The sequence below is a fragment of the Saccharobesus litoralis genome (assembly GCF_003063625.1).
GTDB classification, from domain to species: domain Bacteria; phylum Pseudomonadota; class Gammaproteobacteria; order Enterobacterales; family Alteromonadaceae; genus Saccharobesus; species Saccharobesus litoralis.
This window is the reverse complement of record NZ_CP026604.1, coordinates 3,507,728-3,533,656: the sequence shown is the minus strand read 5'-3', so window position 1 is coordinate 3,533,656 and position 25,929 is coordinate 3,507,728. Positions and strand designations below refer to the sequence as shown.

General features: G+C 40.7%; 23 protein-coding genes. 7 read left to right on the top strand and 16 right to left on the bottom strand.

Going from position 1 to position 25,929, the window contains the following annotated elements; all coding sequences use genetic code 11:
- Positions 1–7 precede the first annotated feature (7 nt).
- A complete protein-coding gene (gene cmoB / locus C2869_RS12665) occupies positions 8–967 on the top strand; it encodes a tRNA 5-methoxyuridine(34)/uridine 5-oxyacetic acid(34) synthase CmoB (RefSeq protein WP_108603285.1) in 960 nt (319 codons plus the stop codon).
- A 78-nt stretch (positions 968–1,045) separates the two neighbouring features.
- A complete protein-coding gene (locus tag C2869_RS12660; RefSeq protein ID WP_108603284.1) occupies positions 1,046–1,453 on the top strand; it encodes a hypothetical protein in 408 nt (135 codons plus the stop codon).
- Between the two features lie 200 nt (positions 1,454–1,653).
- Here the strand turns inward: C2869_RS12660 and C2869_RS12655 are convergent, their stop codons facing one another.
- The 4 genes from C2869_RS12655 to C2869_RS12640 all read right to left on the bottom strand — a co-directional run bounded on the left by C2869_RS12655 (position 1,654) and on the right by C2869_RS12640 (position 5,521).
- The gene (locus C2869_RS12655; protein ID WP_108603283.1) at positions 1,654–2,418 is read right to left on the bottom strand and encodes a DUF599 domain-containing protein; all 765 of its coding nucleotides are present in this window, start codon (positions 2,416–2,418) and stop codon (positions 1,654–1,656) included.
- A gap of 2 nt (positions 2,419–2,420) precedes the next feature.
- Positions 2,421–3,095, bottom strand: a complete 675-nt coding sequence (locus tag C2869_RS12650; RefSeq protein ID WP_159084155.1) for a glutathione S-transferase family protein — start codon at positions 3,093–3,095, stop codon at positions 2,421–2,423.
- Entirely contained in the window at positions 3,070–4,278 is a 1,209-nt protein-coding gene (gene nhaA / locus C2869_RS12645; RefSeq protein ID WP_108603281.1) for a Na+/H+ antiporter NhaA, read from the bottom strand. Before nhaA ends, C2869_RS12650 begins: the two co-directional genes overlap by 26 nt.
- A gap of 211 nt (positions 4,279–4,489) precedes the next feature.
- Positions 4,490–5,521 (bottom strand): LacI family DNA-binding transcriptional regulator, encoded by a 1,032-nt coding sequence (locus C2869_RS12640; protein WP_108603280.1) that lies wholly within the window; start codon positions 5,519–5,521, stop codon positions 4,490–4,492.
- A gap of 304 nt (positions 5,522–5,825) precedes the next feature.
- Between C2869_RS12640 and C2869_RS12635 the strand changes: the two genes are divergently transcribed.
- From C2869_RS12635 to alr, 4 genes are all read left to right on the top strand, one after another.
- Positions 5,826–7,709 (top strand): hypothetical protein, encoded by a 1,884-nt coding sequence (locus C2869_RS12635; RefSeq protein WP_108603279.1) that lies wholly within the window; start codon positions 5,826–5,828, stop codon positions 7,707–7,709.
- 14 nt (positions 7,710–7,723) lie between these two features.
- A complete protein-coding gene (locus C2869_RS12630) occupies positions 7,724–9,457 on the top strand; it encodes a HEAT repeat domain-containing protein (RefSeq protein WP_228710828.1) in 1,734 nt (577 codons plus the stop codon).
- Positions 9,458–9,586: 129 nt separating this feature from the next.
- Positions 9,587–10,993 (top strand): replicative DNA helicase, encoded by a 1,407-nt coding sequence (gene dnaB, locus C2869_RS12625; RefSeq protein ID WP_108603277.1) that lies wholly within the window; start codon positions 9,587–9,589, stop codon positions 10,991–10,993.
- Positions 10,994–11,010: 17 nt separating this feature from the next.
- Positions 11,011–12,117 carry an alanine racemase gene (gene alr, locus C2869_RS12620; protein ID WP_108603276.1) on the top strand — a complete coding sequence of 369 codons (1,107 nt, stop codon included), beginning with the start codon at positions 11,011–11,013 and terminating at the stop codon, positions 12,115–12,117.
- On the opposite strand, the gene C2869_RS12615 is transcribed toward alr, so the two are convergent.
- From C2869_RS12615 to C2869_RS12605, 3 genes are all read right to left on the bottom strand, one after another.
- Entirely contained in the window at positions 12,114–12,329 is a 216-nt protein-coding gene (locus C2869_RS12615; RefSeq protein WP_108603275.1) for a DUF3820 family protein, read from the bottom strand. The genes alr and C2869_RS12615 overlap by 4 nt on opposite strands.
- A 378-nt stretch (positions 12,330–12,707) precedes the next feature.
- Positions 12,708–12,908 carry a DUF4250 domain-containing protein gene (locus C2869_RS12610; protein WP_108603274.1) on the bottom strand — a complete coding sequence of 67 codons (201 nt, stop codon included), beginning with the start codon at positions 12,906–12,908 and terminating at the stop codon, positions 12,708–12,710.
- Between the two features lie 122 nt (positions 12,909–13,030).
- Complete coding sequence (locus tag C2869_RS12605) at positions 13,031–14,062, bottom strand: Kelch repeat-containing protein (RefSeq protein ID WP_108603273.1); 1,032 nt, start codon at positions 14,060–14,062, stop codon at positions 13,031–13,033.
- Positions 14,063–14,593: 531 nt separating this feature from the next.
- On the opposite strand from C2869_RS12605, the gene C2869_RS12600 reads away from it, so the two are divergent.
- The gene (locus C2869_RS12600) at positions 14,594–14,767 is read left to right on the top strand and encodes a DUF3545 family protein (protein WP_108603272.1); all 174 of its coding nucleotides are present in this window, start codon (positions 14,594–14,596) and stop codon (positions 14,765–14,767) included.
- A gap of 114 nt (positions 14,768–14,881) precedes the next feature.
- Here C2869_RS12600 and ung read toward each other — a convergent pair whose 3' ends face one another.
- The 9 genes from ung to C2869_RS12555 all read right to left on the bottom strand — a co-directional run bounded on the left by ung (position 14,882) and on the right by C2869_RS12555 (position 25,916).
- Positions 14,882–15,541 carry a uracil-DNA glycosylase gene (gene ung, locus C2869_RS12595; RefSeq protein WP_199915565.1) on the bottom strand — a complete coding sequence of 220 codons (660 nt, stop codon included), beginning with the start codon at positions 15,539–15,541 and terminating at the stop codon, positions 14,882–14,884.
- Positions 15,542–15,679: 138 nt separating this feature from the next.
- Positions 15,680–16,963 carry a threonine synthase gene (gene thrC / locus C2869_RS12590; RefSeq protein ID WP_108603270.1) on the bottom strand — a complete coding sequence of 428 codons (1,284 nt, stop codon included), beginning with the start codon at positions 16,961–16,963 and terminating at the stop codon, positions 15,680–15,682.
- Positions 16,964–17,917, bottom strand: coding sequence for a homoserine kinase (gene thrB, locus C2869_RS12585; protein WP_108603269.1), 954 nt, complete (start codon positions 17,915–17,917; stop codon positions 16,964–16,966).
- Between the two features lies 1 nt (position 17,918).
- Entirely contained in the window at positions 17,919–20,378 is a 2,460-nt protein-coding gene (gene thrA / locus C2869_RS12580; RefSeq protein ID WP_108603268.1) for a bifunctional aspartate kinase/homoserine dehydrogenase I, read from the bottom strand.
- 221 nt (positions 20,379–20,599) lie between these two features.
- Positions 20,600–21,538 (bottom strand): sensor domain-containing diguanylate cyclase, encoded by a 939-nt coding sequence (locus tag C2869_RS12575; RefSeq protein WP_108603267.1) that lies wholly within the window; start codon positions 21,536–21,538, stop codon positions 20,600–20,602.
- A gap of 17 nt (positions 21,539–21,555) precedes the next feature.
- A complete protein-coding gene (locus C2869_RS12570; protein ID WP_108603266.1) occupies positions 21,556–22,167 on the bottom strand; it encodes a chemotaxis protein in 612 nt (203 codons plus the stop codon).
- Complete coding sequence (locus C2869_RS12565; protein WP_108603265.1) at positions 22,168–22,533, bottom strand: response regulator; 366 nt, start codon at positions 22,531–22,533, stop codon at positions 22,168–22,170.
- 360 nt (positions 22,534–22,893) lie between these two features.
- Complete coding sequence (locus tag C2869_RS12560) at positions 22,894–24,921, bottom strand: transglutaminase family protein (RefSeq protein ID WP_108603264.1); 2,028 nt, start codon at positions 24,919–24,921, stop codon at positions 22,894–22,896.
- Entirely contained in the window at positions 24,921–25,916 is a 996-nt protein-coding gene (locus tag C2869_RS12555) for a DUF58 domain-containing protein (RefSeq protein ID WP_108603263.1), read from the bottom strand. The genes C2869_RS12560 and C2869_RS12555 overlap by 1 nt, the downstream gene beginning before the upstream one ends.
- Positions 25,917–25,929 lie beyond the last annotated feature (13 nt).

Genomic DNA, 25,929 nt, shown 5'->3' with positions numbered 1-25,929 from the left:
GTTTTTTATGTTTAACGCCTTTTACCAACGTATATTGAACTCAAAGTTACAGGGGCTTATTCACTCCTTACCTGCTCTATTAGATGCTTGGTACAAAGATGCCTTGCATGGTGAATTTCATCAATGGCAAAAAACTTTAAAAAATTTACCTGATGCCCAGCCAAGCGTGCTCGAACTAAAAGATAAAGTCGCTTTTGGTAGTGCAGATGATATAAACCAAGGACAACAAAAACGCTTAATCGCCCTGTTAAAAAACTTTATGCCTTGGCGTAAAGGGCCATACGAATTATTAGGTGTCGACTTAAACACAGAGTGGCGCAGCGATTGGAAATGGGATCGTTTGCTACCTCATATTAGTGAGCTAAAAGACCGCACTATTTTAGACGTGGGTTGCGGCAATGGTTACCATATGTGGCGCATGTTAGGTGAAGGAGCTGATATAGTCGTCGGTGCCGACCCCTCTCAACTATTTTTGGCGCAATTTCAAGCCATTCATAAATATAACCCAAGTCCCGATATTCATTTACTGCCATTAGGCATTGAGCAACTACCCAAATCAGAAGCTTTTGATACGGTATTTTCAATGGGGGTTTTATACCACCGACGATCACCACTGGACTTTTTAGCACAACTAAAAGACCAATTACGCAACGGTGGTGAATTAGTACTAGAAACCATCGTCATTGACGGCGATCAAAATCAAGTATTAGTGCCGGGTGAAAGATACGCCAAAATGCGCAACGTTTGGTTTATTCCAAGCTGTGACGCACTCGTTCATTGGTTGCATCGAGTCGGTTTTAGCAATGTCAAAGTCGTTGATAAATGTGTTACCAGTTTAGATGAACAACGTAAAACTGAGTGGATGGAAAATGAGTCGCTAGTTGACTTTTTAGACCCAGCCGATCCCACTAAGACTATTGAAGGTTATCCGGCTCCACAACGGGCTGTTATTATTGCTACAAAATAAATTAGGCTAATCGCTTGATTAAATTGCCTAAACTGCCGATATTAGGGTAACAATTATAACGATTAACAAAGGCGCAATATGAAACAAGTCGAAATTGCACAATTAATGGCCGATAGCGCGCAAGATGCTATTAAATTTGCTAATGATGAATTCCAAGTAAAATTAGACGAAACCATTGAAAGTATCGCAATAATTGATGAGCTTATTCTTAACTGTTTACCGCTACTCAATAACGAATCAGAAAAAGACAAAATTATTTTTACCGTCTGTAATATGTTTGGTGCCTATTTAGGTGAAGTGTTTATTAAATATATTGGTGGACAATGGATTTACGACGATTCAAACCCCGATGCCCCTTCTACCTACTTAAGTTTTAATGGTAAAACATTTGCGTTTGCCGGTATTTGTTACCAGCGTTTAATTAACGACCAAACCGTGAGTGTCAGAAAATACTTTGAGCTCGCCCAAGGCAAAGTGACACAATAAGTTTATCGTAAGAATACGGCTTAACGTATTCTTACACCTATCTAGGTCATATTCTTGACACTAAGCACAGCACGCTTGAAATTGCCCCGATAAACACAACGAACAGCAAAACCTGATCATTCCGTTCTTTATTTTTAGTTTCTCATTATTAATTTATCGACAATGCGTATTCACCCGCATAATGACTACTTACCTATTGGTTACGCCGTAGGATGTTGACGCTTTTCTTCTTCTTTTTGTTTTTCTTGTTGAATACTTAAATAATAAGAGCTCATCACTAAGCCTTCTTCAAGCATTTTTAATGTTCGCGAATAAAACTCACGCCGATACAACACATACACAACAGCTAAGCCTAAACCGATAAAAACAAAAGGATTAATAAACCAACCTAAAGCAGCCAGAGCAAAATAATAGGCGCGCAGCCCGTTATTAAAATTGTGCATTGCCTGATCAATAATTTTACCCGCATTTCTCGCAAAGGCTCGCTTCATTTGGATAGTTGCATTAGGATCATTGTGGTTTGGCGCAGCTCCTATCATCACGCCGGCAAAGCCATATTGGCGTAAGGCCCAAGTAAATTTAAAAAAGGTAAAAACCAAAATTGCACAAATAAATAATAATTTGAATTGGATCTCGGCTTCCGTTTGTCTATCCACCCAATCGACAGTTTGGGTCATTTGTTGCAATGTATCGGCAGATGCCATCGCCGTTAATGCACCGGCAATAATCAGTAATGTAGTTGAAGCAAAAAAGTTAATGTTCTTTTCAATATTACCCATTAACGCCGCATCTAAAATACGATTGTCACGCTCTAATAAATGGCGCATCCAATCTATTCGATAAATAATAAGGACACTCGATAAACAAGTCGTTCGTTTAGCTCGGCCACGGGCAAAAATAGTGTAGCCATACCAAACAAACATAAATACGGCTAAGCTAATAACATCTAATAAATCTAAACCCATTATTATTCACCTACCTGCTGTTGGCCAATATCATCGGCAATTGCCATAGTCGCAACCTCTAATCTCGCTTGCTCGCACCAGTATTTTACATCGACGTCATTCATCACAATACGCATATATTCATCAATAACCTGACGTTGACTATTTTGCGCACTGATACCATAGGTTAAAAAGCGGGTCACAATAGGAGCATACATAGCGTCAGCTATGCTGAACCGACCAAATAACCAAGGCTGATCACTACTTTTTTGCAGCAAGCATTGCTGCCATAAAGTAAAAATGCGTTCTATTTCCTTTAAGCACTGATTAGAAAGCAAAATTGTCTTGTTGGCGCGAATATTCATTGGCATTTCACGGCGAATATTGACAAAACCAGAGTGCATTTCGGCACTCACCGCCCGTGCTTTAGCCCGTATCAAGGGATCACTCGGCCATAAATTTGGCTGCATTTCAGCTATTGTTTCAACAATAGCGAGTGAATCATGAATAGGTATACCCTTAAGTATCAAGCAAGGTACAAGGCCTGTTGGCGAATAAGATTGAATATCTTGTTTAAACTGTGGATAGTCAGAAAGGTCAAGCAAGGTTTCGGTAAATGTAAGGCCCGACTTGCGAACAGCAAGCCAGGCACGCATGGACCAAGAAGAGTAATTACGATTGGCTAGGATTAGTTGCATGTGTTGGGTTAGTTTTAAGCTTTGGCAGTACTGCATTCAATACCAAGTATCCTAAAACACCCGAAACTAGAGAGCCAGCAATAATTCCTAAGCGCTCATCAAAAATTAGGTTTTCGCCAGTATCTTCAAAAGCTAACGAGCCAATAAACATACTCATAGTGAAGCCAACACCACAGAGTAAAGACGCGCCATACAACATAGGTAGATTGACGTTTTTCGGTAATTCAGCCCATCCCAATTTTATCATTGCCCAACAAAAGCCAAATATACCAACTTGCTTACCGACAATAAGACCTAGTGCAATACCCACGGGCACATCATGCAACAACTGGGCGATCCCCACACCGCCTAACGGAATACCTGAATTAACAAACGCAAATAAAGGTAAAACAACAACCGCGACAACTGAATGAAGGTCATGCTCTAATTCATGTAACGGTGAGCGGTTTGGATTCCTTGGGTCGCGCATCGGAATGAACATAGCTAAAATAACTCCGGCTAACGTTGCATGAACCCCACTCTTTAACACAGCTACCCACATAACCACACCAACCAGAATAAACGGGGTTAAATTGCCGGTTTTACCCCGGTTAATAACAAACAATACCCCGATACAAACTGCGGCAATAATTAATGCCGTCACTGATATTTTCGATGTATAAAACAAGGCAATAATGACAATTGCACCTATATCATCAAAAATAGCCAAAGAAACAAGAAACACTTTTAATGCCAACGGTACACGTTTACCTAACAGCATTAATATACCTAAAGCGAACGCAATATCCGTTGCTGCTGGAATAGCCCAACCATTTACCGCGGTTGGATCATCGTGATTAAAATAAAAATAAATTAAACTCGGTATAGCCATACCGCCAATCGCACCGACAGCAGGCAACACAACATGGCTAATTTCTGATAATTCGCCCTCTAGCACTTCTCTTTTTAATTCAAGTCCAACCAAAAAGAAGAAGACAGCCATAAGACCATCGTTTATCCATAATAAAAGAGGTTTATCAATAATGAAGTTGCCAAATTGAATAACTACAGGTAATTCAATAAATGATGCATATAACGTTGACAAGGGTGAATTGGCAGCCACCATTGCTAATACCGCTGCTGCCATTAAAAGTATGCCACCAGCACTTTCACTTTTTAAGAACTTAGTAATATCGTCACTCATGCCTTTTCCTAATACATTGATTTCCTAGACATAATATGTCAATAGAATGCATTTAAGACTAGCAAAACTATATAACTAATTAATACTAGTTCGATAGACTAGTTATATGAAATAAAGATAAGGGCCGAACTAAAATTACAGATCGGCTACTATTTGAGATTTAGGGTTGGCTTTCTAGGCCAAACAAAAGCTGGGCAAAAACGACAGCACATTACAATTTAGAGCCACAAGACTCTCGAACTATCAATTTGGCAGGTATATGACGGGTCTCAACTTCCGCTTCATCAATCTGTTTTAATAAATTATAAACTAACATCTGTCCGGCAAGATTGGTATTTTGCTGGACAGTGGTTAATGCTGGCTTTGAATAACGGGCAACCGTTAAATCATCGAAGCCAACAACAGCAATATCTTCAGGAACCTGAAATCCTTTTTCTTGCAGGGCACCGATCACCCCGATCGCGATTAAATCGCTTGCACAAACAATAGCATCAAATTTTTTCTCAGAAGCTAACAACCTTTCCAAGGCTTTTGCGCCATCGATTTCAGTTGTGACCGCATCAAATTGCAGTCCCAAATCAACATAATAACCGGCTTCTTCAATCGCTTTACAGTAGCCTTTATAACGTTCATATAACTCAGGACTATGATTATCAGCACCACCAATAAAAGCAATCGTGCGACGCCCTAATGACAATAAATGACGTGTAATCAAATATCCGCCATTTTTATTATCACACCCAATTGATAACCAAGGCTCGCCTTCAACGACAGCCCCCCAACGTACAAATTTTGTGCCTTGTTCAACTAGCTCATTTAATTTACCTTCATAATCAAGGTAATCGCCATAACCCAATAAAATCAACCCATCCGCTTTATTGGTGTCAGCATAATCTGCACTCCAATCATCACTAAATTGCTGAAAAGAAACCAATAAGTCGTAGCCTTCTTTTGAGCAAGTGCGCGTAATACTGCCCAGCATAGACAAGTAAAATGGATTAATGTGAGATTCAGTATCATCTAGCTCTTCAAACAACAGCAATGCAATTGTACCGCTATGGCGTGTACGTAAATTACTGGCGTTTTTATCCACTTTATAGTTGAGTTCTTTGGCAATGGCTTGGATGCGTTTGCGGGTTTCTTCGTTAACCTGAGGGGAATTACGTAAGGCACGTGACACCGTCGACTGCGACACGCCAGCTCGGTATGCAATATCAAACGAGGTTGCTTTCAATTTATTCATGTAAAGTTATAGAGCCTTTGTAATTATAATTGCCTTATTAGCAGAGAATCAGTCAAGCCATGCTAATAAATTTAGGGTTAAACTTTTGTAAATAAGTTTATATGCATTATAGCTAAATGACCAAATTTCCTAACATAATTTATTAGACTGCATACGTATGGCATGTGGACAAACTCGCATTTTACTTCTATGGCGCGGAACTCCGTCACAATCTTAAAAATAACTCAATGCCTCCTTATTGTTTCCATATTTGCAATATACATAATGTGCCGAATTAAAAAACAACACGCTTCAGGAAGGCAAAATGTTATATTCCAATCTACTCAAAAAGTCGCTGTTAGCAGCCACGATGGCCTTATCGCTTAGTGCTTGTGATCTTATTGAAGATTCACCCTCGCACGAAGTTGTGGGCCCCAACTTAACAATTTCAGCAATTGATGCCAACACACTTAACGCCTATCAAATGGACGATGTGCTGCATTTAGATTACCAACTGCATGTTCAAGAGCTAAATCAACCCAATGTGACAATAGATTTCTATTTAGTACATGCCGACAGTGCCAACGATTCAGAAATTGATGAAACGCACTTTTTAGCCTCAACGACTCATGAAGCGGTTGAAAATGGTGATTTTGTCGAGTCATTACGCATGGAAATTCCAGCTGTTGAGCATTATGGCGAATATTGGGTTGTGGCCGTAGTCGACCCAGACGACGAAGTCGCGGAAGCCAATGAAGACGACAACCACCCTAATACTGACTTAGAACATCACAGAGACGGTGAATTCCCAGCGGTTAAAATTACAGTTGAAGCGTCGCCTGAGCATGAATTTATTTTTGCCAAAAGTTATATTGACGGTGGCTTGGTGGTGTTAGATAGCCCTGAATATCATGAAGGTACTGGCGAGCACCATGCTGATATCATTGGTCATATTGATGCCATTTATCATGGTTCTGAAGCAGCAACCGCAGCATTAACAGCCGAAGTTTTAATTAATGGCGGTTATCAAAGTGTCCAGCTTTGGGATTCCGATCATAATGATTCTCATGCCGCTCCGAGTTATCAAAACGAGATGCACATCAACTTTGAACACAATGGCGATGAACACTTTTTCGGCTTTGATATTGCCCTGACCGACGCCCAGCTTCAAACCTTATATGATAACTATGATCCAGAAGCTGAAATCAATGAATTATCAGTTCGTTTAACCTTAACCGATACCACGTTAATTGGTGCTGAACACGACGATAGCAATAACCAAGTAGAAATTACCGTTCCGTTATACTTCTTTGAACGCCAAGCTGCAGAAGTCGCAGCCTCAGGGGAAGTACAAGCGGCTGGTTTTACCAATACCGGTAACAAATTGTCAGTTGATGGCTCTTACGATAAATCTTACGGTGACGCTAGCAAATTTAAAGTCGGCGTTGAGCTGGGTGGTGAGTTAACCGCAGATTTACTAGATAAGTCGGCAGCATTAGAAGCTGGCGGTTCTATCGACATGTGGATCTTTAATGCTCACAACACTATTTTTGGTATCAGCTACGACGCACAAGCCTATTTAGCCGGTGTTAACACAGGCTATGACTCAGAAATGATTATCTTCAATACAGTCGTATTTGAGGATTCAAAATGGGTTTCTCAGTTTGAAAAAACCTTCGAAAAATCTTGGGAGGAAGAGCGTATCTTAGTTAGAGCCAGCTTTAATGTTGGTCCTGTGCCAATCTCAATATCAGCCGGTGTTGATGGCAGTGTAGGTGCATCTTTAACCATTGGTTATAAACAAAGTCAAATTTACGCCAACGGTGATATTTTATCGACTCAATTCGGTGGTTTTGCCAAAGGCGGGGTCGACTTACTATTAGTGGCAGCAGGCGTTACCATAGAGTTAACCATTATTGATAATGTATTAGCTTTTGATTCATCTGCTGAGCTCGGCTTGCTGGCCGATGGCCAACTCAATCCACATATTGTCTATGCATTTGAGTTAACCGACGACTTAGATGTTATTAGCGGCAAGTTCGGTTTATATGCTGAAGTTCGTAGCGTAAAATGGTGTAAGAAATGGTTTATTCCGTATCCATGCGGCACAAACAAAAACACCTATTATTTATGGTTCTACCAAACGCCAAGTGTGTTTAAAAAGTCGTGGACTATCTACTCTAAAGAAGGCACCTTGTCAGTAAGATGATTACTTTGACTAATATGAGAATGGCAAACGCCATTCTCCTTTGCACAACTGCATTAATCTTACCCACAAAGGCATTGGCTGAACAAAGTTCAGTCAACGCTCAATGTCAACAAAGCTATGTGGTAAAAATAAACACCCAAACAACGTTTGATTTTAATGGCCAACAAATTACTCGTCACAAATTAAACGGTAATTTATCATTAAAACCATTAAATAATGACTTGCAAGGCTTATGGTGGGGAATACATTTCAATAATATTCAGCAAACCGCTAATGGAGAAGTAATCGCTGATGATCCCAGTTACCAAATCCCGTTTGCGGTTTTGCGTAACTTTAACGGGCAACTCATTGATTTTCGTTTTCCTGTTAAATTAGAAAAAAGCCAGCAGGATAAACTAAAAGGACTGGCCTACTACCTACAATATTCAACCGAATGGCAAGAAAAACCTAAACAGAAAGAAATTGATACTATAGGCGAATATCAAGCTATCTATAGCTTTAAAGATAAGCAATTAATTAAGCATAAAACCCAATACAACAACTTAGACCAAGTTGAAATGACCATAGGCACGCTTAATTCAATTGATATTGAGCGTGCAGAGCAACGTTTTACGTTATCTGACTGCTGGTTAGATTCAACGCGAGGCAATCAAAAACTCACCACGGCGAGTGAAGGTCAGGGTTTCACTATGGAAACCTTGCAAACTTACAGTGTTATCCAAACCGCACAAAAAGTTGATAGCCCGCTTTGGCTATTACCGACTGACATTAGTTTGTGGCAAGCACCAACAAAAGCTGAAAAGCCGCTAACCAAAGAAGAACTAGCAGCCTTACGTAAAGCGTTAAGACAAGATATAAAAAATATCAAAATAACCGACTTACGCGCTTCTGATCTGGGTCAGTGGTTAGAAAAATATGACGCGGTAATTGACGAGCTCGGCGTTATGTTGCTGGCAAACGAGTTTAACGATAAAGACGCAATGCGCTTGTTTAATGCCATAGGTTTATTAGATAGTGAAAACAGTCACAAGCTATTAATTAATTTAATGCAAGAGCCTGAACTATCGGAAACTCAGCGATTTAGAGCCATGCGCGCTATCGCAGCAGGCACCAAAGCACTTACAGCCAGTGTCGCTGATAATTTGATAGAAATGCTGGAAAGTGATCACTTCCAAGGCAGTGAATCATTACGCGGTTCGGCTATCATGTCATTGGGTGCGGTTTTACAACGTAGACCAAACAACGCAGCAGCACAACAAGTGACTACCGCATTAACCAACCGCTTGGCGGGTAATAGTAATATTAACGAGCGAGCTTCATTAATTGCTAGCTTGGGTAATACAACTAATCAGGATTTAACCCCTACCATTGCCAAATATGCAAACGACGACTCAGAGCGTGTACGAGCCAATGCAGCATTTGCTCTTGGACAAATGGGCAACAAGCAAGCTTACGATACCCTATCGAATATGCTTCATAGCGAGGGCGATAACCGCCCGCAACAAGCCGTACTGGGGGCATTACAGCGCTTTGAACTAAATGAGCGAGATATTAGCCGTGTAGCAGAAATGGCAAAAGTAAGTAAAAGTGAACGCACACGTGGCAATGCCATTAAAGCATTGGCTACTCAGCAACACGCCAAACAACAAGTTAAAACGGAACTTAAGCAGATTTTAAAATCTGAAAAAAGTAAAAAGAATTTTACTTTAGTCGCTAAAACATTAACCCAAATGCGCAATAGTGATTAGATTAAAAATCAAGCAAACAACAGGAAAAGGTCAGCTATTGCTGACCTTTTTACATTTAGTCATTTCCTCATTTAAGCAAAAACGTCATAATAGCTACCATTCCCACTAGATATAATTTTACCGGATCTCATGGCTGATAACTGGACAAACAACAAAAAGAAAAAGCCAACTTCAATTGAAGATATAAAAGCAGCACCTCATTCACTTGAAGCTGAGCAATCGGTCATCGGTGGCTTACTGTTAGATAACGATACATGGGATCAAGTCGCTGAGCGGGTTGTTGCTCAAGATTTTTTCAATCGTTCAAACCGCTTAGTCTTTGAACGTATGGCAGCACTGGTTGAAGCTGGCAAACCCATAGATTTAATCACATTATCCGAATCACTTGAGCAAGAAAAAGTATTAGAAGATATAGGCGGTTTTGCTTATTTAGCTGAAATCGCTGACAACACGCCAAGTGCAGCCAACATTACCGCTTATGCCGATATTGTGCGTGAACGTGCCGTGGTGCGTGAGCTCATTGGTGTTGCTAACGAAATTGCTGAAGCCGGTTACGATCCGCAAGGCCGCGACAGCAACGAATTATTAGACTTTGCTGAATCTAAAGTTTTTAAAATAGCCGAGCAACGGACTAATAGTACTGAAGGCCCACAAAATATGGGCACAGTATTAGAAAAAACCATTAAACGGATTGAAGAAGCCATGACCCTAGGTAAAGATGGGGTTACTGGTGTCACCAGTGGATTTACCGAACTCGACAAATTAACCGCAGGTTTCCAACCTTCCGATTTAATTATTGTTGCTGCTCGCCCTTCAATGGGTAAAACCACATTTGCCATGAACTTGGTTGAAAACGCCGCGCTCGCCCAAGACAAACCGGTTTTAGTCTTTAGTCTCGAAATGCCGTCAGAACAAATCATGATGCGAACCTTAGCGTCTTTAAGCCGAGTAAACCAGACCAGTGTTCGAACCGGAACATTGGAAGATGAAGATTGGGCGCGCATCTCTTCGACCGTTAGCTTGTTAAATCAAAGACAAAACATTTTCATTGACGATTCTTCAGGCTTAACCCCAACAGAAGTTCGCTCGCGGGCTCGCCGAGTGGCGCGGGATCATGGCGGGATCAGCATGATCATGGTCGATTACCTACAGCTAATGACAGTGCCCGCATTAGCCGATAACCGTACCCTAGAGATCGCCGAAATATCCCGCTCGTTAAAAGCCTTAGCCAAAGAACTTAACGTACCCGTGATTGCCCTATCACAGCTTAACCGTGGCTTGGAACAAAGGGCTGACAAACGCCCTGTTAACTCAGATTTGCGTGAATCAGGTTCAATCGAGCAAGATGCTGACCTTATTATGTTTATCTACCGTGATGAGGTTTACAACGAAAACTCAGAGTTCAAAGGTATAGGTGAAATTATTATAGGTAAGCAACGTAATGGTCCGCTGGGCACAGCTCGTTTAGCCTTCCAAGGGCAATATTCACGTTTTGATAACTTAGCCAATCCTGGCGATTACAGCGACGATTATTAGGCTGGTTTAGTATATTGATGACCTTAACTGGCGTAACCGCCGAAATTAACCTAGATGCCATTAGCCACAACCTTGCACTGGTCAAAAAATTAGCCCCACAATCCAAGGTTATCGCCGTCATTAAAGCCAATGGTTATGGCCATGGTGCGTTAGCTGTGGCTAGTGCATTAACTCATGCCGACTCTTTAGGCGTAGCCCGTTTTAGTGAAGCTGTCGCATTACGCGACGCAGGTGTCGAGCAGACCATTCTACTGCTAGAAGGCTTTTTTAAAGCCAATGAATTACCATATATAGCCAAGCATAATATTGAAACCGTTATCCATTGTGAGGAACAACTCAACGCGTTAAGCCAAGTAAAATTGCCAAAAGCCATTACAGTTTGGCTAAAAATTGATACCGGTATGACTCGGTTGGGGATCAGCCCTGAAGCCTGTTCGCGTTATATGACTGCGTTATCCAGCAACCCTAATGTAAAAGAAATAAGACTGATGTCACATTTTGCCTGTGCTGATGAAAAACAGGCAACAATGAATACTCTACAGCAAAATGGCTTGCAGTCATTAATAAATACCTATTCCTTGCAAGCCTCACTCGCTAACTCTGCAGCGATCCTTAGCCGCCCTACGAGTCATTTAGACTGGGTTAGACCAGGCTTGATTTTGTACGGTATGAGTCCAATAGAAGGATGCCGTATTAGCCAAAATGGCTTTCAAGTAGCAATGACATTAAAATCTCATTTAATCGCAGTAAAACCCATTAAACAGGGCACGACCATAGGTTATGGCGCAACATGGCAAGCCAAGCAAGACACAACCATAGGTGTTGTCGCGATAGGCTATGGTGACGGTTATCCTCGTCATGCAAAATCAGGTACACCTGTGTGGGTCAACGGCAGAATAGTGCCCTTGGTCGGTCGAGTATCAATGGATATGATCACAGTAGACTTAGGCAATAATGCGCAAGACCAAAATGGCGATATGGTTGAATTATGGGGGCAGCATGTGGCCATAGAAAAGGTTGCAGCCTATGCTGATACCATTCCTTATGAATTGACCTGTACGTTAACAACCCGCGTAAGCCGAGCCTATATCACTGACGGGAAAATAGTTGAAATAGCGAGTTAGTTTGACTTTAGCGGCTTAACCAGTCCTTGTAGCCCTTCCATTTTAATTGCCAGTGCTAGCGCCATCAATTGACCTAACTGGCCTTGCGGAAAGCCTTTATTCTGAAACCACAATAAGTATTCCTCGGGTAAATCAATTAGTACGCGACCACTGTATTTACCAAATGGCATTTGTACCTGAGCCAAGCGGACTAAATCATTTTTATCAAACATAGAATCTGAGAATTTAAATTCATTGCCCAGATCTTATCATCTTCTTCCAGCGATTCTATTAACTTTAGTTAATTTGCAACTTCACACTGATGATTTTGAATTATGAGATTTATTTGATTGCCGTGCCATTAAGCATATAAACAAAAAAACAGACCGACGGATGTCGGCCTGTGTACTAAAAAGCTAGCGTAAATATTTTATTTACTCAAAGCGATCAGGTTTTAGGGGAAGCCGTCAAAGCTACCGCATCCGTGCTCTCGCTCCTTACCTACATCCATGTAGGCAAGCTTCGAAACCCCATGAGCATATGCTCTACTATGTGATTGGGGCGAGTAAGCGCTGACAATGAACCATAAGACCTGAGCGAGAAGACTATATTTACTCTAAATCTGGACTAAATTGATTTTGCCCTACATCATAATGAAAACCAATCCCTGCTAATTTATCCTCTAAGCGATCTTCATCTACATCCATCAAAGCCGCTAAGCTTTGCAAATTTCCACATTCGTGGCGTAATTTATCGTTAACGATCCCAAGTAAAATATTAGGGTCCATATTGACACAAGACGTCATATCCATAGCTTACCTCACTTACCTATCGTGCTGACATCAAGATCAGTTTAGTAAAGAGTTCACTATTTAACCAAATAAAAATGGGTGCCTCAGCACCCATTTTTCAAAGTTAGATTAAAATCAATTAGTTATATATCTGATACTTTAATTGATTCTGTACTGGGTAATTCTGGACGACCTCCGCGATTACCTGAACCGCTCACTGTCCAAAGCTGATCAGCGATTTGGCCAATACCGGTGCCATGTCGTCCTCGTTCTAGTGAGGCCCCTGTGTACCATTGACCGACTAACGTATTGTATACCTCCACATCAGCGTGGGCTATTCGCTGGTTAGATTCGCCGCCAACAACAATTAACCTATGGTCAAGCGCAAAGACTGAATGCCCTGCCCGTCCTGTGGGTAAATCTAAATTCAATGCTGACCAAGTTTCAGTTTCAAAATCATATACGTCAACTTGCTTAACAACCAAATTAAAAACTTGTTTGGTTTTAGCCGATGTCGTACGACCACCTGCTGCATAAAGTTTATTGCCAATCACTGCGGTTTGAAAATGATCGCGTGGTTTTAATGCATCCTTTAGCACTCGCCATTGACCTGTAACCGGATCATATTCATCAAACCAAGTGACTGATCCTGTGTAGTGACCATCCGTAATGCCTGATGTCAGATAAATTTTATTTTTGTAAACACTCACTCCAGCCCCGCCACGACGACGATTTTCTGGAATGGCGTGACTCTTTTGCCACGAATCTAAACTCGGATCATATATCCATACATTAGGCACTGCGTCTTCTCGTGGATAGCCACCTGTCATCGCCCCTAAAATGTATATTTTCTCATTAAAAACCACTGGCTGAAAATGATGCATTTGCATTGGCATTTTTGATTTTATCGACCAAGTATTACTGTTAACGTCATATACATTAACGTTTTTCTTGCCGCGGCCACCGAGTAAATACAGCTTATCGCCCAAGGCAACTAGCCCAGCTTCATGACGGTTTTGCAACTTACCTTGTGTTTTTACTGTCTGCCAACTCGCGACTTTTGAGGCCATTATCGGCTCTGAAGTCGACATACAAGCAGACAAAACCACAACACTCATTACAACAGCAGTAATGATTCGAGTATTTGCGTACCACTGACTAAACAAAGTATTCATGATTAAACTCTTTAAAAACAATCGTGTAAGCACCCTTATACCAGCAATTGTTTGCAGTTTATGTATTAATATTTACTATTACGAATGCAATATTTCGTGAAGTTATCCTCTGCTGTCACATCGACGAGCAAAAAACTAACAACTTTTGGGTAAAAAACACTTGAAATTGGAACCCTAAATAAACTAAGTTTGGGTTTAGTAACAAGTGTTAACGATTCAGAGCCTTGACGTGTCGACCTTAAATTTATACAAGAACGGCAATATCAAGCTTGATAAAAATGCGCTCTGAGAAATGACATAATACAAAGCTTACTGATTAACTCATTACATATCCTTTAACATTTAACAGTAATGAGGTTTTATTTTCTTTCAATGACGAAAGATAAGCCTGCTTTCAGGCAAGCAATGGCGCAGATAATAAATACTCGCATTTCATTTGACTGTTATATAAACGTCACAATTTATTAACATGATTTTGATTTACTGCGAACTAAAGATACTAAAGCAATGCCCATAAAATAAGGAGCAATCATGGAAAGCAACAATACTGAAATGGCTAACATAGAAAAAGCTTCACGAGGCCGCCCAGCCCAAAAGCGAAAATGGCGTGAAATAGAGATGCTTAAAGATAAACATCGTCTACGTCGCGAGTTAAAAGAATTGGATTTCTTAGATGAAGTCGACTTTGACAGCATTGCAATTTAATTAAAAACGGCTCCTTTTGGGAGCCGTTTTTGCTTGTACAATGCATGTTGAACAAGGTAATTAGCAAGTATTGACTATACGCAATACTTGCTAATTTCACTCGAGTGACTTGTGCTAGACTTGCCAATTAATCGGTGTTTTAGCCATTTTTTGTAATAACTGATTGGTTTTCGAAAAATGACGACACCCGAAAAAACCTCTGTGAGCCGACAAAGGAGATGGATGAACTGACTCCAACACATGATGTTTAGTGCGATCAATAAAACGCCCTTTCTTTTGAGCGTGAGCCCCCCAAAGTAAAAACACTAAGCCTTGCTTGGACTCATTCAACGCTGCAATCATTGCATCGGTAAACGTTTCCCAACCACACTTGGCATGAGAGTGGGCTTTACCTTGCTCGACTGTTAATACCGTATTTAACAACAACACTCCCTGCTCAGCCCATGATTGTAAATAACCCTGCTGTGGAATAGTAAAGCCGTCTATGTCACTCGCCAGCTCTTTGTAAATATTGACCAAGCTCGGCGGAACCTTAATGTCAGGCAACACAGAAAAACATAATCCATGCGCTTGTCCTGGACCATGATACGGATCCTGTCCCAAAATAACGACCTGTACATCATCAAATTCGGTTGAGTTAAAAGCGGAAAAAACCTGATCTTGTGGTGGATAAATGGTTTTGTCAGCCTCACGCTCCGCTTGAACAAATGCCATTACTTGTTTGAAATAATCCTTTTGTTCTTCTTTGTTAATCAATTCAGTCCAAGTTGTCATCATCATTTTCCGATTTAAAGGCTGTCCGATTTCAATGTTTCCGTTAAAAGTATTACCGCATATACAACAAAGCCCTGCAAGGCAGGGCTTTGTTACTCATATAAGCGTTATGGTTAACTAAACTTCGTAGTTAGACAATTAACCAAGCTTTTTGATCATGTAAGCTTTAAGCGCTTCAAAGTCAGCCGGTAACTCATCAGATAAAATGGTTTTATTCGCCACTTCTGCTAATTCTTTAGGTAAAGCCACAGGCGTACCTAAAATATTTTCAACTGATTCTTTAAACTTAGCTGGATGAGCAGTTCCTAAGAATATCCCCACTTCATCATCAGCTAATGAACGCTTAAGTGCTTTGTAGGCAACACCAGCGTGAGGTTCGCTAACGTAACCTAGTTCGTTTAGCTGTTTAACGGCTATTTGCGTGTATTCTTCGTCAACACTGTCGCCAGTGATAAGCGCTTTATCTGTATAACCATACTCAACCATAGCTTCAATACGCGGCCAGTTATTTGGCGCGCTAACATCCATTGCATTCGATAAAGTGGCAATAGTTTTGTTAGGCGACCATTCACCTGTTTTAAGGTAACGCGGCACGGTATCATTAACATTAGTCGCGGCAATAAAACGCTTAATAGGTAGTCCCATGGCTTTAGCAATCACTGCAGCCGTTAAATTACCAAAGTTTCCGCTCGGTACAGAAATAACTGCTTTAGCGCGTTCTTCTTTTGGTAACTGCGCTATCGCTTCAAAGTAATAGCAAACCTGCGCTAATAAACGACTAATATTGATAGAGTTAGCTGAGTTTAAGTGCAAACCATCACGGATCTCAGTGGAATCGAATGAGTCTTTAACAAGCTGCTGGCAGCTATCAAAATCACCGTCGACTTCAACAGTGTGGATGTTTTCACCTAAAGTACAGAAAAGCTTTTCCTGTAGCGAACTGATCATGCCTTTAGGATAAAGAATAACAACATCAATACCTTTTAAACCATAAAACGCATGAGCAACAGCTGCACCAGTATCGCCCGATGTCGCTGTTAAAATAGTAATTTTTTCTTTATCACTAAATTGCGCTAAACACTGTGCCATAAAACGCGCGCCAAAGTCTTTAAACGCTAAAGTTGGACCATGATAAAGCTCTAATGAATAAACATTGTCTGAAACTTGGCTTACCGGAGCAGGAAATTGAAAGGCGTTATCCACCATTTTTTGTAAAGTCGCTGCATCAACTTCATCACCGATAAACTGACCCAATAACTCTGCACTACGTTGATTAAATGGCTTTGCAAGAAAGCTATCAATATCGTCAATGGTTGGAATATTTTTCGGAAAGAATAAGCCTTGATTTTTACCTAAACCTTGCTGAACCGCTTGGCTAAAACTTACAACTTCTGAAGGATCTTTTAAGTTAAACAATTCCACTTATTTGTCCTCTGTGATGGCTGTACCATCATTATCAATTTTACAAACATGGCTAAAACCGAATTCATTTTGACAATAATTGTCTTGCAGCCATGCACGAATGTTCTCTGCTGCTTCTGCACTTTCTGAAACAGCGAATACTGTTGGGCCAGAGCCCGAAATACCAAAAGCTAAGGCACCTTGCGACTCGGCATAAGCCCGAGCATCATCAAATCCCGCTAATAAAGACTTACGATAAGGTTCAGCCAATACATCTTTAATCATAGACGCTGCGAGAGGTTTGTCGCCAGCGTACAAAGCATGAGTAAATACCGCAAGCTGGCGGCCAAAATCAATTGTCGTTTTAGTTGAGTATTCTTTTGGTAAAATATCGCGCGCGGCGGCCGTAGAAACACTGGCTCCCGAATAACAAATAGTCCAATACCAGTCATCAAAACAAGGTAATGTAATACTGACCTTGTCTTCGCTTTCTACCATTAGTTGTAAGCCGCCTAAATAACAAGGAGCGACATTATCATAATGAATACTGCCTGAGATTTGCCCTTCTAATTTCCCCATTAAACGTAACAAGGTTTCTTTGTCTAATGGATACTCAAAAAAGGCGTTTAATGCGGCAAGTGCGGCAACAATCGATGACGCGCTAGAACCTAAACCACTGCCTATAGGCAAGTTTTTTTCAAGTTGCATGTTAACCGCAGGGATCGCTTTACCCTGAGCAGCCAACTCAGCTTGAAAGCCAACAAAGCAGTCATAAACGATATTTTGCTTGGCATCAGATGGTAACTTATTAGCAAAGCGACCCGCTAAACTTAATTCAAACTCATCTGCTGTGGCAAAAATTGTGACACGATCACCCAACAAAGCGCCATTTGTTGGTTTCAAAGCTAGGCCTAAAATATCAAAACCTAAACTCACATTACCAGTTGACGCTGGCGCATAAGCTGTTACCGCCATGTTAAACCTCACGCTTCCAACTGACTGTACGCATTAAGTCGGTAAAACAACCTGCTGCTGTCACATCTGCACCTGCACCATAACCACGGATCACCAATGGGATAGGGTTATAATATACACTTTGTAACGCTAAGGCATTTTCACCATCTTTAATAGCAAATAACGGGTGGTCAGCACCAACGGCTTCGATGCTACACTTACACTTACCATTTTCAATTAAGCCAACATAGCGCAGCACTTTACCTTCGGCTTTAGCATCACTGGCTAATTTTTCATAATACGCATTGGCATTCGGTAAGTTTGCCATGAACTCATCAATTGAACCTTCGGCGTTAAATGAGGCTGGTAATACTGACTCAACGTCAATATCATCCAACTCCATGTCCATACCGGCTTCACGCGCCATAATTAACAATTTACGCGCGACATCCATACCACTTAAATCATCACGAGGATCAGGTTCGGTAAAACCGTTGTCACGAGCAATCGTTGTTGCATCAGCCAAGCTCATACCTTCGTCCAATTTACCAAAGATATAAGATAAAGAGCCGGAAAGAATACCTTGGAAACCCGTTAATTCATCACCCGCATGCAATAAGTTTTGCAATGTATCAATAACAGGTAAGCCAGCCCCTACATTGGTCTCGTATAAAAAGCGACGTTTATTTTCTTTAGCCGCTTCTCGTAACTCATGATAGTAAGCCATTGTACTGGTATTGGCTTTTTTATTTGGGGTAACAACATGAAAACCAGCTTGCAGAAAATCAACATACATATCGGCAATTGTTTCGTTGCTGGTACAGTCAATAATGACAGGGTTAATTAAATGATTTTCTTCGACAAACGTTTTTAAACGTTCCAATGAAAAAGCTTGCTTAGCGTCTTCAAGTGCAGCTTGCCATTCATTTAATTTAATACCATTTTCTGCCAACGCTAACTGGCGGCTATTAGCCAAGCCATATACTTGCAAGCTAATATTTCGTTCTTGTAAAAAGCTTTGTTGCTTTTCTATTTGACTGATGAGCGCTTTACCCACAGTACCGCAACCGATAATAAACGCATCGACCACATGTAAATTACTAAAGAAGTTTTGATGTATCACTTTTATCGCGTCCTGACTCTTAGAGCCTTCAATAACCGCAGAAATAGAGCGTTCTGACGAACCCTGAGCTATCGCGACGATATTAACATTGGTTTGACTTAATGAACTAAAGAATCGCGCTGCTATACCTTTGGTTTGGCGCATGCCATCACCAACAATAGAAATAACAGACAAATCGCTTCTAAACTCAATGGGTTCTAACAATTTGTTGGTTAATTCAAGCTCAAATTCATCATTTAGTATGGAACGAGCTTTGTCCTCATCTTCCGTATAAATACAAAAGCTAATGCTGTACTCACTGCTAGATTGGGTAATCATTAAAACAGAAACATGCGCTCGTGAAATAGCATCAAAAATACGACTTGCCATGCCCACCATCCCTTTCATTCCAGGGCCAGCGACATTTATCATAGTGATGTTATCTAAAGTGGAAATACCTTTAACAACATGCTCTGTATCTATGCTTTCATCCGTAATTAGTGTACCTGGAGCACTTGGGTTAAGCGTATTTTTAATACGACAAGGGATCGAATATTGAGCAATTGGGCCAATCGTTTTCGGATGCAAGACACTTGCACCAAAGTATGAGAGCTCCATCGCTTCTTGATAAGACAACTGTTCTAATAATTGCGCTTCGTATACTCGACGTGGGTCTGCATTGTATACACCATCCACATCGGTCCAAATTTCACAAACAGAAGCATTCAAGCATGCCGCTAAAATAGCCGCAGAATAATCAGAACCATTGCGGCCTAATGTCACTAGTTCACCGTTTTCGTTACCCGCACAAAAGCCCGGCATAACTAATACGGTATTTTCTGGAAAAGATTGCTTAGCAAATGTTGCCCTGCTTACCTCAATATCCGCTAATGAATTTAATGGCGCTCCGTGAGCTAAAATAAGCTCAACTGGATTAATGACAATAGCGTTCGTGCCATTGGCTTTACAAAGCTCAGCGAATAGTTCAACACTAACAAATTCACCCAAGCATATAATTTGCGCATTGATGGCATCTGGACATTGGCCAAGCAGGCTAATACCTTCAATACGCGCTTTCAAAAAAGCGAGCTTTTCGGCGATAACCGACTCTAAATGAGCTTTGTTGTAATTAGCATACTGCGCAGCTAAATCCTGAGCAATCGAGGTGAAGGTTGTCTCAAGTTGGGTGTAAAGCGCACTCGTGTTGTCACCCGCAATCGCAGCTTTAACAATAGCGACTAAATTATTTGTTACACCTTGAGGCGCTGATAAAACAACAGCAGCCGGTTGGGAAGCGTGTTGAGCCAATACAATGTTTTTTACGGCCTGATATTTATCAGCATTGGCTAACGATGAGCCGCCGAATTTTAATACTTGCATCAATTCCTTTCCTATCTTCTGAGACAAAAAAAAGCCCGTGACCTTTGCAAGTCACGGGCTCTTGTAATTTAGTTTATTCAGACAAGCGCAACCGTGACCACCCCTATCGCGTGGTGATCGTAATAATAATGGTTGTAATAACACTGGTCATGATTTTCATAGGGGGCACATTTTCCGGATAGGGCGATCAGTGTCAACTGATTTTTTACAGAAACTTATACCTATGCTTTATATAAAGTAACTCGGTTACGTCCTTCGCGCTTAGATTGATATAAAGCCATATCAGCTCGGCCTATCATATCTTCATAAGATTTATAGTGATCTTGGATCTCAATCACCCCAATACTTATACTGGCAAAGATGGTTTGCTTTTCAAATACTATTTTGTGCATTTGAATTTCCTTGCGGATCCGTTCAGCTAAATCATAAGCCCCTTCGCCATCGGTATGCGGGCAAATAATACCAAACTCTTCACCACCATAGCGCCCTAATACATCAGCGCTACGTAACAGGCTTTTCACTTTTTGCGCCACTTCAACTAAAACCAAATCCCCACCACGATGACCATAAGTATCATTAATCGTTTTAAATTTATCGAGGTCAAACAAGATCATAGACAAGGGTTGTTGATGGCGACGAGCGGTATCGAACTCCACCACACAGCGCTCTTCCCAAAAGCGCCGATTAGCGACTTGAGTCAAGCCGTCTGTTTGATTTGATTTTTCTAACTTAGCCATGGCATTACTAAGTTGCTGTTGGTAGTAACAAACGTCCGTTACATCTTCAATAATAATACAAACTTTACATACTTGCCCTTGGTCATTAACGATAGGCAGCATGGTCACATCTTGTGCCATAAATTCATTTTCGGTCGTAATAGGCCGAGTATGAGACATCTTGAAAAGATATTGGCGCTGCTCCCACGAACTAAACGCAGGCGTGTTAAGCAAAAAAACACTCTGTAACTTGCGTTTCAACCAATTGACCGGTAGTTCGTTAAACAAATCGAATAAATTAGTTCCGCAAGCTTCGCGACGGGATAATGAGGCGTGAATTTTGAAAAAGTTATTAATCAATATCACTTTATACTCGGGATCAACCACAATGACCCCAGAATTAATATGCTCAAATACAAATGACTTAAGATCAGTGATATTCAATGATTTAACCTACCCAATTAGTAATCTTCTAGTATACGGTCAAGCACAGCTTGTATATTTTGAATGGCCTCACCAGGGATCAGCAGCACCATGTCACAATTAAATGAAAAGTCGGTCACTTGGTAACTAATATCTACCTTTAATGCTAATTCCCAATTAAACGATAACTGTTCTAAATGCGTATCAAGGGATTTATTAATGGAAGAAACCAAACGTGGCGCACTATAGGACATTTGATTTTCAATTTGCTCAGCGAGACCATTTAAGAATGTCGTAGTTAATATTGAACTAATATCGGCTAATTGCTCGTTTTCGCTGGCTTCTTCTGGTTCGTAACCTAACAAACTAGCGACTTCTTTGGCGTTGTCCAAGCTGTATATAAGCAAAGATTCACCGCGGATCCCTTCGTTGCCATAAAACCCTTGGCTAACGACAGAAACGTTACCGCCAGCATACTTTTCAGCAAACACAATTGGTAGCCCTTGCGAACTGACAAGCTCAATATAGGGCACGTCTAAATGAACAAAGGTTTCCAAATAGCGCGCCAACTTATCACTAGCCTGCCCCATTGCAACATTAATAAGCTCTTGTAAACAATCGCGCTGGTCTTCAGTTAAAGCTATATCCATTTACAACAACCCGTAAGTTTTCAGAATATCATTAAGCTTAGCAGTATTAACTGGTTTATTAATAAACGCTAAAGCGCCCAACTCTTCAACACGCTTTTTCATATCGGGTTGAATATCGGCCGACACGACAATAACGAAGTCGACTAATTTTTCAGCCTTGTTGGTTTCCAATACACCTACACCATCGATCTCTGGCATAGTCAAATCAAGAAACAAAACGCCGACTTGGTTTTGGCGTAAATAATCAATTGCTTCCCTGCCATTAGAAACCATATTAACGTCGATGTCCCAGCCGTCAGGTAAACTTTTTTTGACTTGCTTACGCGCCAACGCTGAGTCATCACAAATAAGTACAGGTATAGTCATAAAATTAATTTTAATTTGTTAGCTTTGAGGATTTTACGATTAACGTTAAAAAACCATTAACATAAAGCAAACACTCTTAACACGCAAGATTAAGTTACTATCTCGCGGGATAAGCTATGTTAGCTTAAGCCAGTTAAAGTTTATATCCGTCACAACTAAGGCACTTTCCTATAATTCTTACATCTTTAGTCAAAGCGATCAGGGTTTAGGGGCAGCTTCCGCATCCTGCTCACGCTAAGTACTTACATCCATGTAAGCAAAGCCGTCAAACTTCGAGACCCCATGAGCATATGCTCTATTATGTGATTGGGGCGAGTAAGTGCCGACAATGAACCATAAAACCTGAGCGAGAAGACTAGATTATTTAATTAAAGCTATACATTTCTTTAGTTGCTTCAATTTCTGTTTATATTGTTTGGGAGTCAAACTTCTGTACTGAATGTCGTCCAATAACTGACAGATTAATTGCCAATGAGGTAGCAATTGAGGAGCAACTAATGCAACTTGCGGTGTTAAACGCTGAGGCGTATCACCGGGCTGCTTGTGGATCTGATACTTTGCCAACCGACTCAAGGCTAATTGATAATATTTTATCGATTGACTCGGCGAACGTTTTATACGCTGAATATATACAATCAGAAAAACAAACACAGCCACGCCCGCCAATAAAAACAACACCAGCTTTAAGTAAAAATGCCAATTTTGCTGTTGCCCAAATAATAATTTGAACAAGTTTTCTTGCTTCTTGCGATTGTAGTTGATTATCCAACGTGTCCATTGATAATCAACATTTGCCAACCAATGGCGCATATCATTAACCAAAGGTAAGTCTTTATATTTTACCAACGCAAACTGACTATCGGCCAAAAAACTATCCTGGCCGCGCATGGCTTGCTGTAAATTAAGTTCAACTCGCTCAGGCGCAACAAATGCAGTCGGGTCAAAACGCTTCCAGCCTAAGTCGCCTAAATACACTTCACTCCATGCATGAGCATCATACTGGTACAAACTATAATATTGTCCTTTAGGATTCCATTCACCACCTTGATAGCCAGACACCACACGCGCAGGTATGCCTACTGAGCGCATAATAAAGCTAAAGGCACTGGCATAGTGCGCACAAAAGCCTGCTCTACCATCAAATAAAAATTTATCGATACCATCGACACCATAACGTGGCGGTTTTAACGTGTATCTAAAGTTTTGCTGGTTAAATAGATTTAAAATATGGCTAATAAAATCAAGATCATTAGCAAATTTTTGTCTTTCTTGACGAGCCCATTCACGGGTACGCTCATTGCCCTGAGCTGGTAATTGTAAGTTTTGCCAACGTGCATAATTTAACTGAGGCTCAGACAACAATTGCTGATAGGACACCACCTTATATTGAGTCGCTTTACTGAATATTTGCTCATTCACTAAAGTTAAGTTAGGTGATAGCGCAACCTGACTGTCTTGACTACTAGCTAAACTCAGAGCGGGCATCCAAGGTTGATATGACGCCTCTAAAATAACATTGTATTGCCAGTTCGTATTATTAAACTGATATACATCAACAGGCGTTCGATATCGACGGTGTTTCGGCTGTTTTAACCAGCGACGCATAACCGGTGACATTTTCCACGATTCACCATCAAATTCTTCATGCACTATAGTGCGCCAATAGAGCTGATCATTTTTAGGCGCTGTACTTTGAAACTCAACCCTAAATGCTAATTTATTACTGCCAGCCAAATCAGCAATATCACCCGGCTTAACATCCTCACTTAAACCTGTTGGTGCCGCTTTAGGTTTGGCCATTTTCCACAATGGCGGTAACTGAGGCATCATAAAAAATAAAAATAACGCCATAGGTAAACTAAACAAAGCCAATTGACCGCTGCGTTTTAAACTATCGGCTAATGCTAAATTAGGTAACTTAAATTGAACTAAACAAGCAAGAATGAGGAATAAAGATAAAGTCAGTAACAAAACATGATGCAAATCGAAAAAGAACAGCACTGTACTGGCAGTTAAAAATAACTGAATAACCAAGATACCAAACAGATCGCGACTGGTATTAAACTCTAATAACTTTAAGGAAATTGCCACACATAACATAACAAACAAGGCTGTTAAAATAGTATGTTCAATAGCAGTAGCGCCAACCAAAATAATCCCCACCACAAAGCAACTGCTTTTTAAGGTTTTCGTGATCGGCGGCACGAGTTTTTGAATTTCGGTAAAGCGCCAAATAGCACATAGTATGTAAAAAAAGATCACCCAATTAACATGCTGTACAGCTTGGTAGGTCAACAAAATACTTTGTGAAACAAACATAAAGCCCAGCATTTTGTATAATTGCGCCCGACTTAAATTGGTTTGCGTATTACGAACAACAACTGTCATCACAAGCCTACTTCAGATAATGCTAAGGCTTTTAAGCAACGCTCTAAATGCTGCTCACCTTGATCAGGAGGAAATGATTGATTAGGCAATTGCAAGCCAAAAACGGCTTGGCCTAAATGAGCCTGTTGTACTAACCAAGTTAGCTTAGATAACGTCATCTCATGCAATTCATTACCCGTTAATTGCGTATTTTGGCTAGCACAATGCGAATAGATTAACCGATAGCTAAACCATTTCAGCTCAGATTCCTGTCCTGAAAACTGTTTAGTTAACCAACCTTTCCCCTTTGCTAAATGCTTCCACGCCACATGCTTAAGTGGGTCGGTTGCTACATATTCTCGCAAGCCATAAAAATCATTCACATCATGACTTTTTTGATTTGCTTCACCCTCGTCACTGTCATCTTGGCCAGTACCCGCTAACCATTCTGGACAAGCCAGTGGTTTGGGATAGACTAATTGCCGAATAGCAAATTGTGGCAAACTCCAAACCGTATACAGCATAAATGGTGCCTGACTCGATATACGCAATCGGTCTGGTTCAAACCAACCGCGTTGCTCTGGCATATAATCAAAACTCACGGTGTGCGATCCGGGCTCAGGTAAATCAAATTCAAGCTGTTGCTTTGCGTAGAGAAACTCAACCGCATAGGCGGCTCTTTGATTAGTCACGCGAAAGTGTTGCTGCAGTTTTTGTCCTAAATAAATTGGCTGACTCGCTTCAATTTGAATTTGCAAGCGACTCAAATTAAAAAAGCTATAAAAAATGGCGGATATCAATAGAGCAGTAACAATATAAGCCAATAATAAAACCAGATTATTAGCATAATTGGTGCCCATCACATAAATAGCAAAAGCCACTAAAATGACAGCCACGCCCGCTCGGCTTGGCAATATAAAAAGGGTGTTATAATTAAGCTCATGCCTACGTTTAGCAGGTAAACGCTTATTCAAGAATCGACTTAAAAAACGCGGTTTAGCTTGGATTTTAAACATTTTGCGCCACCTA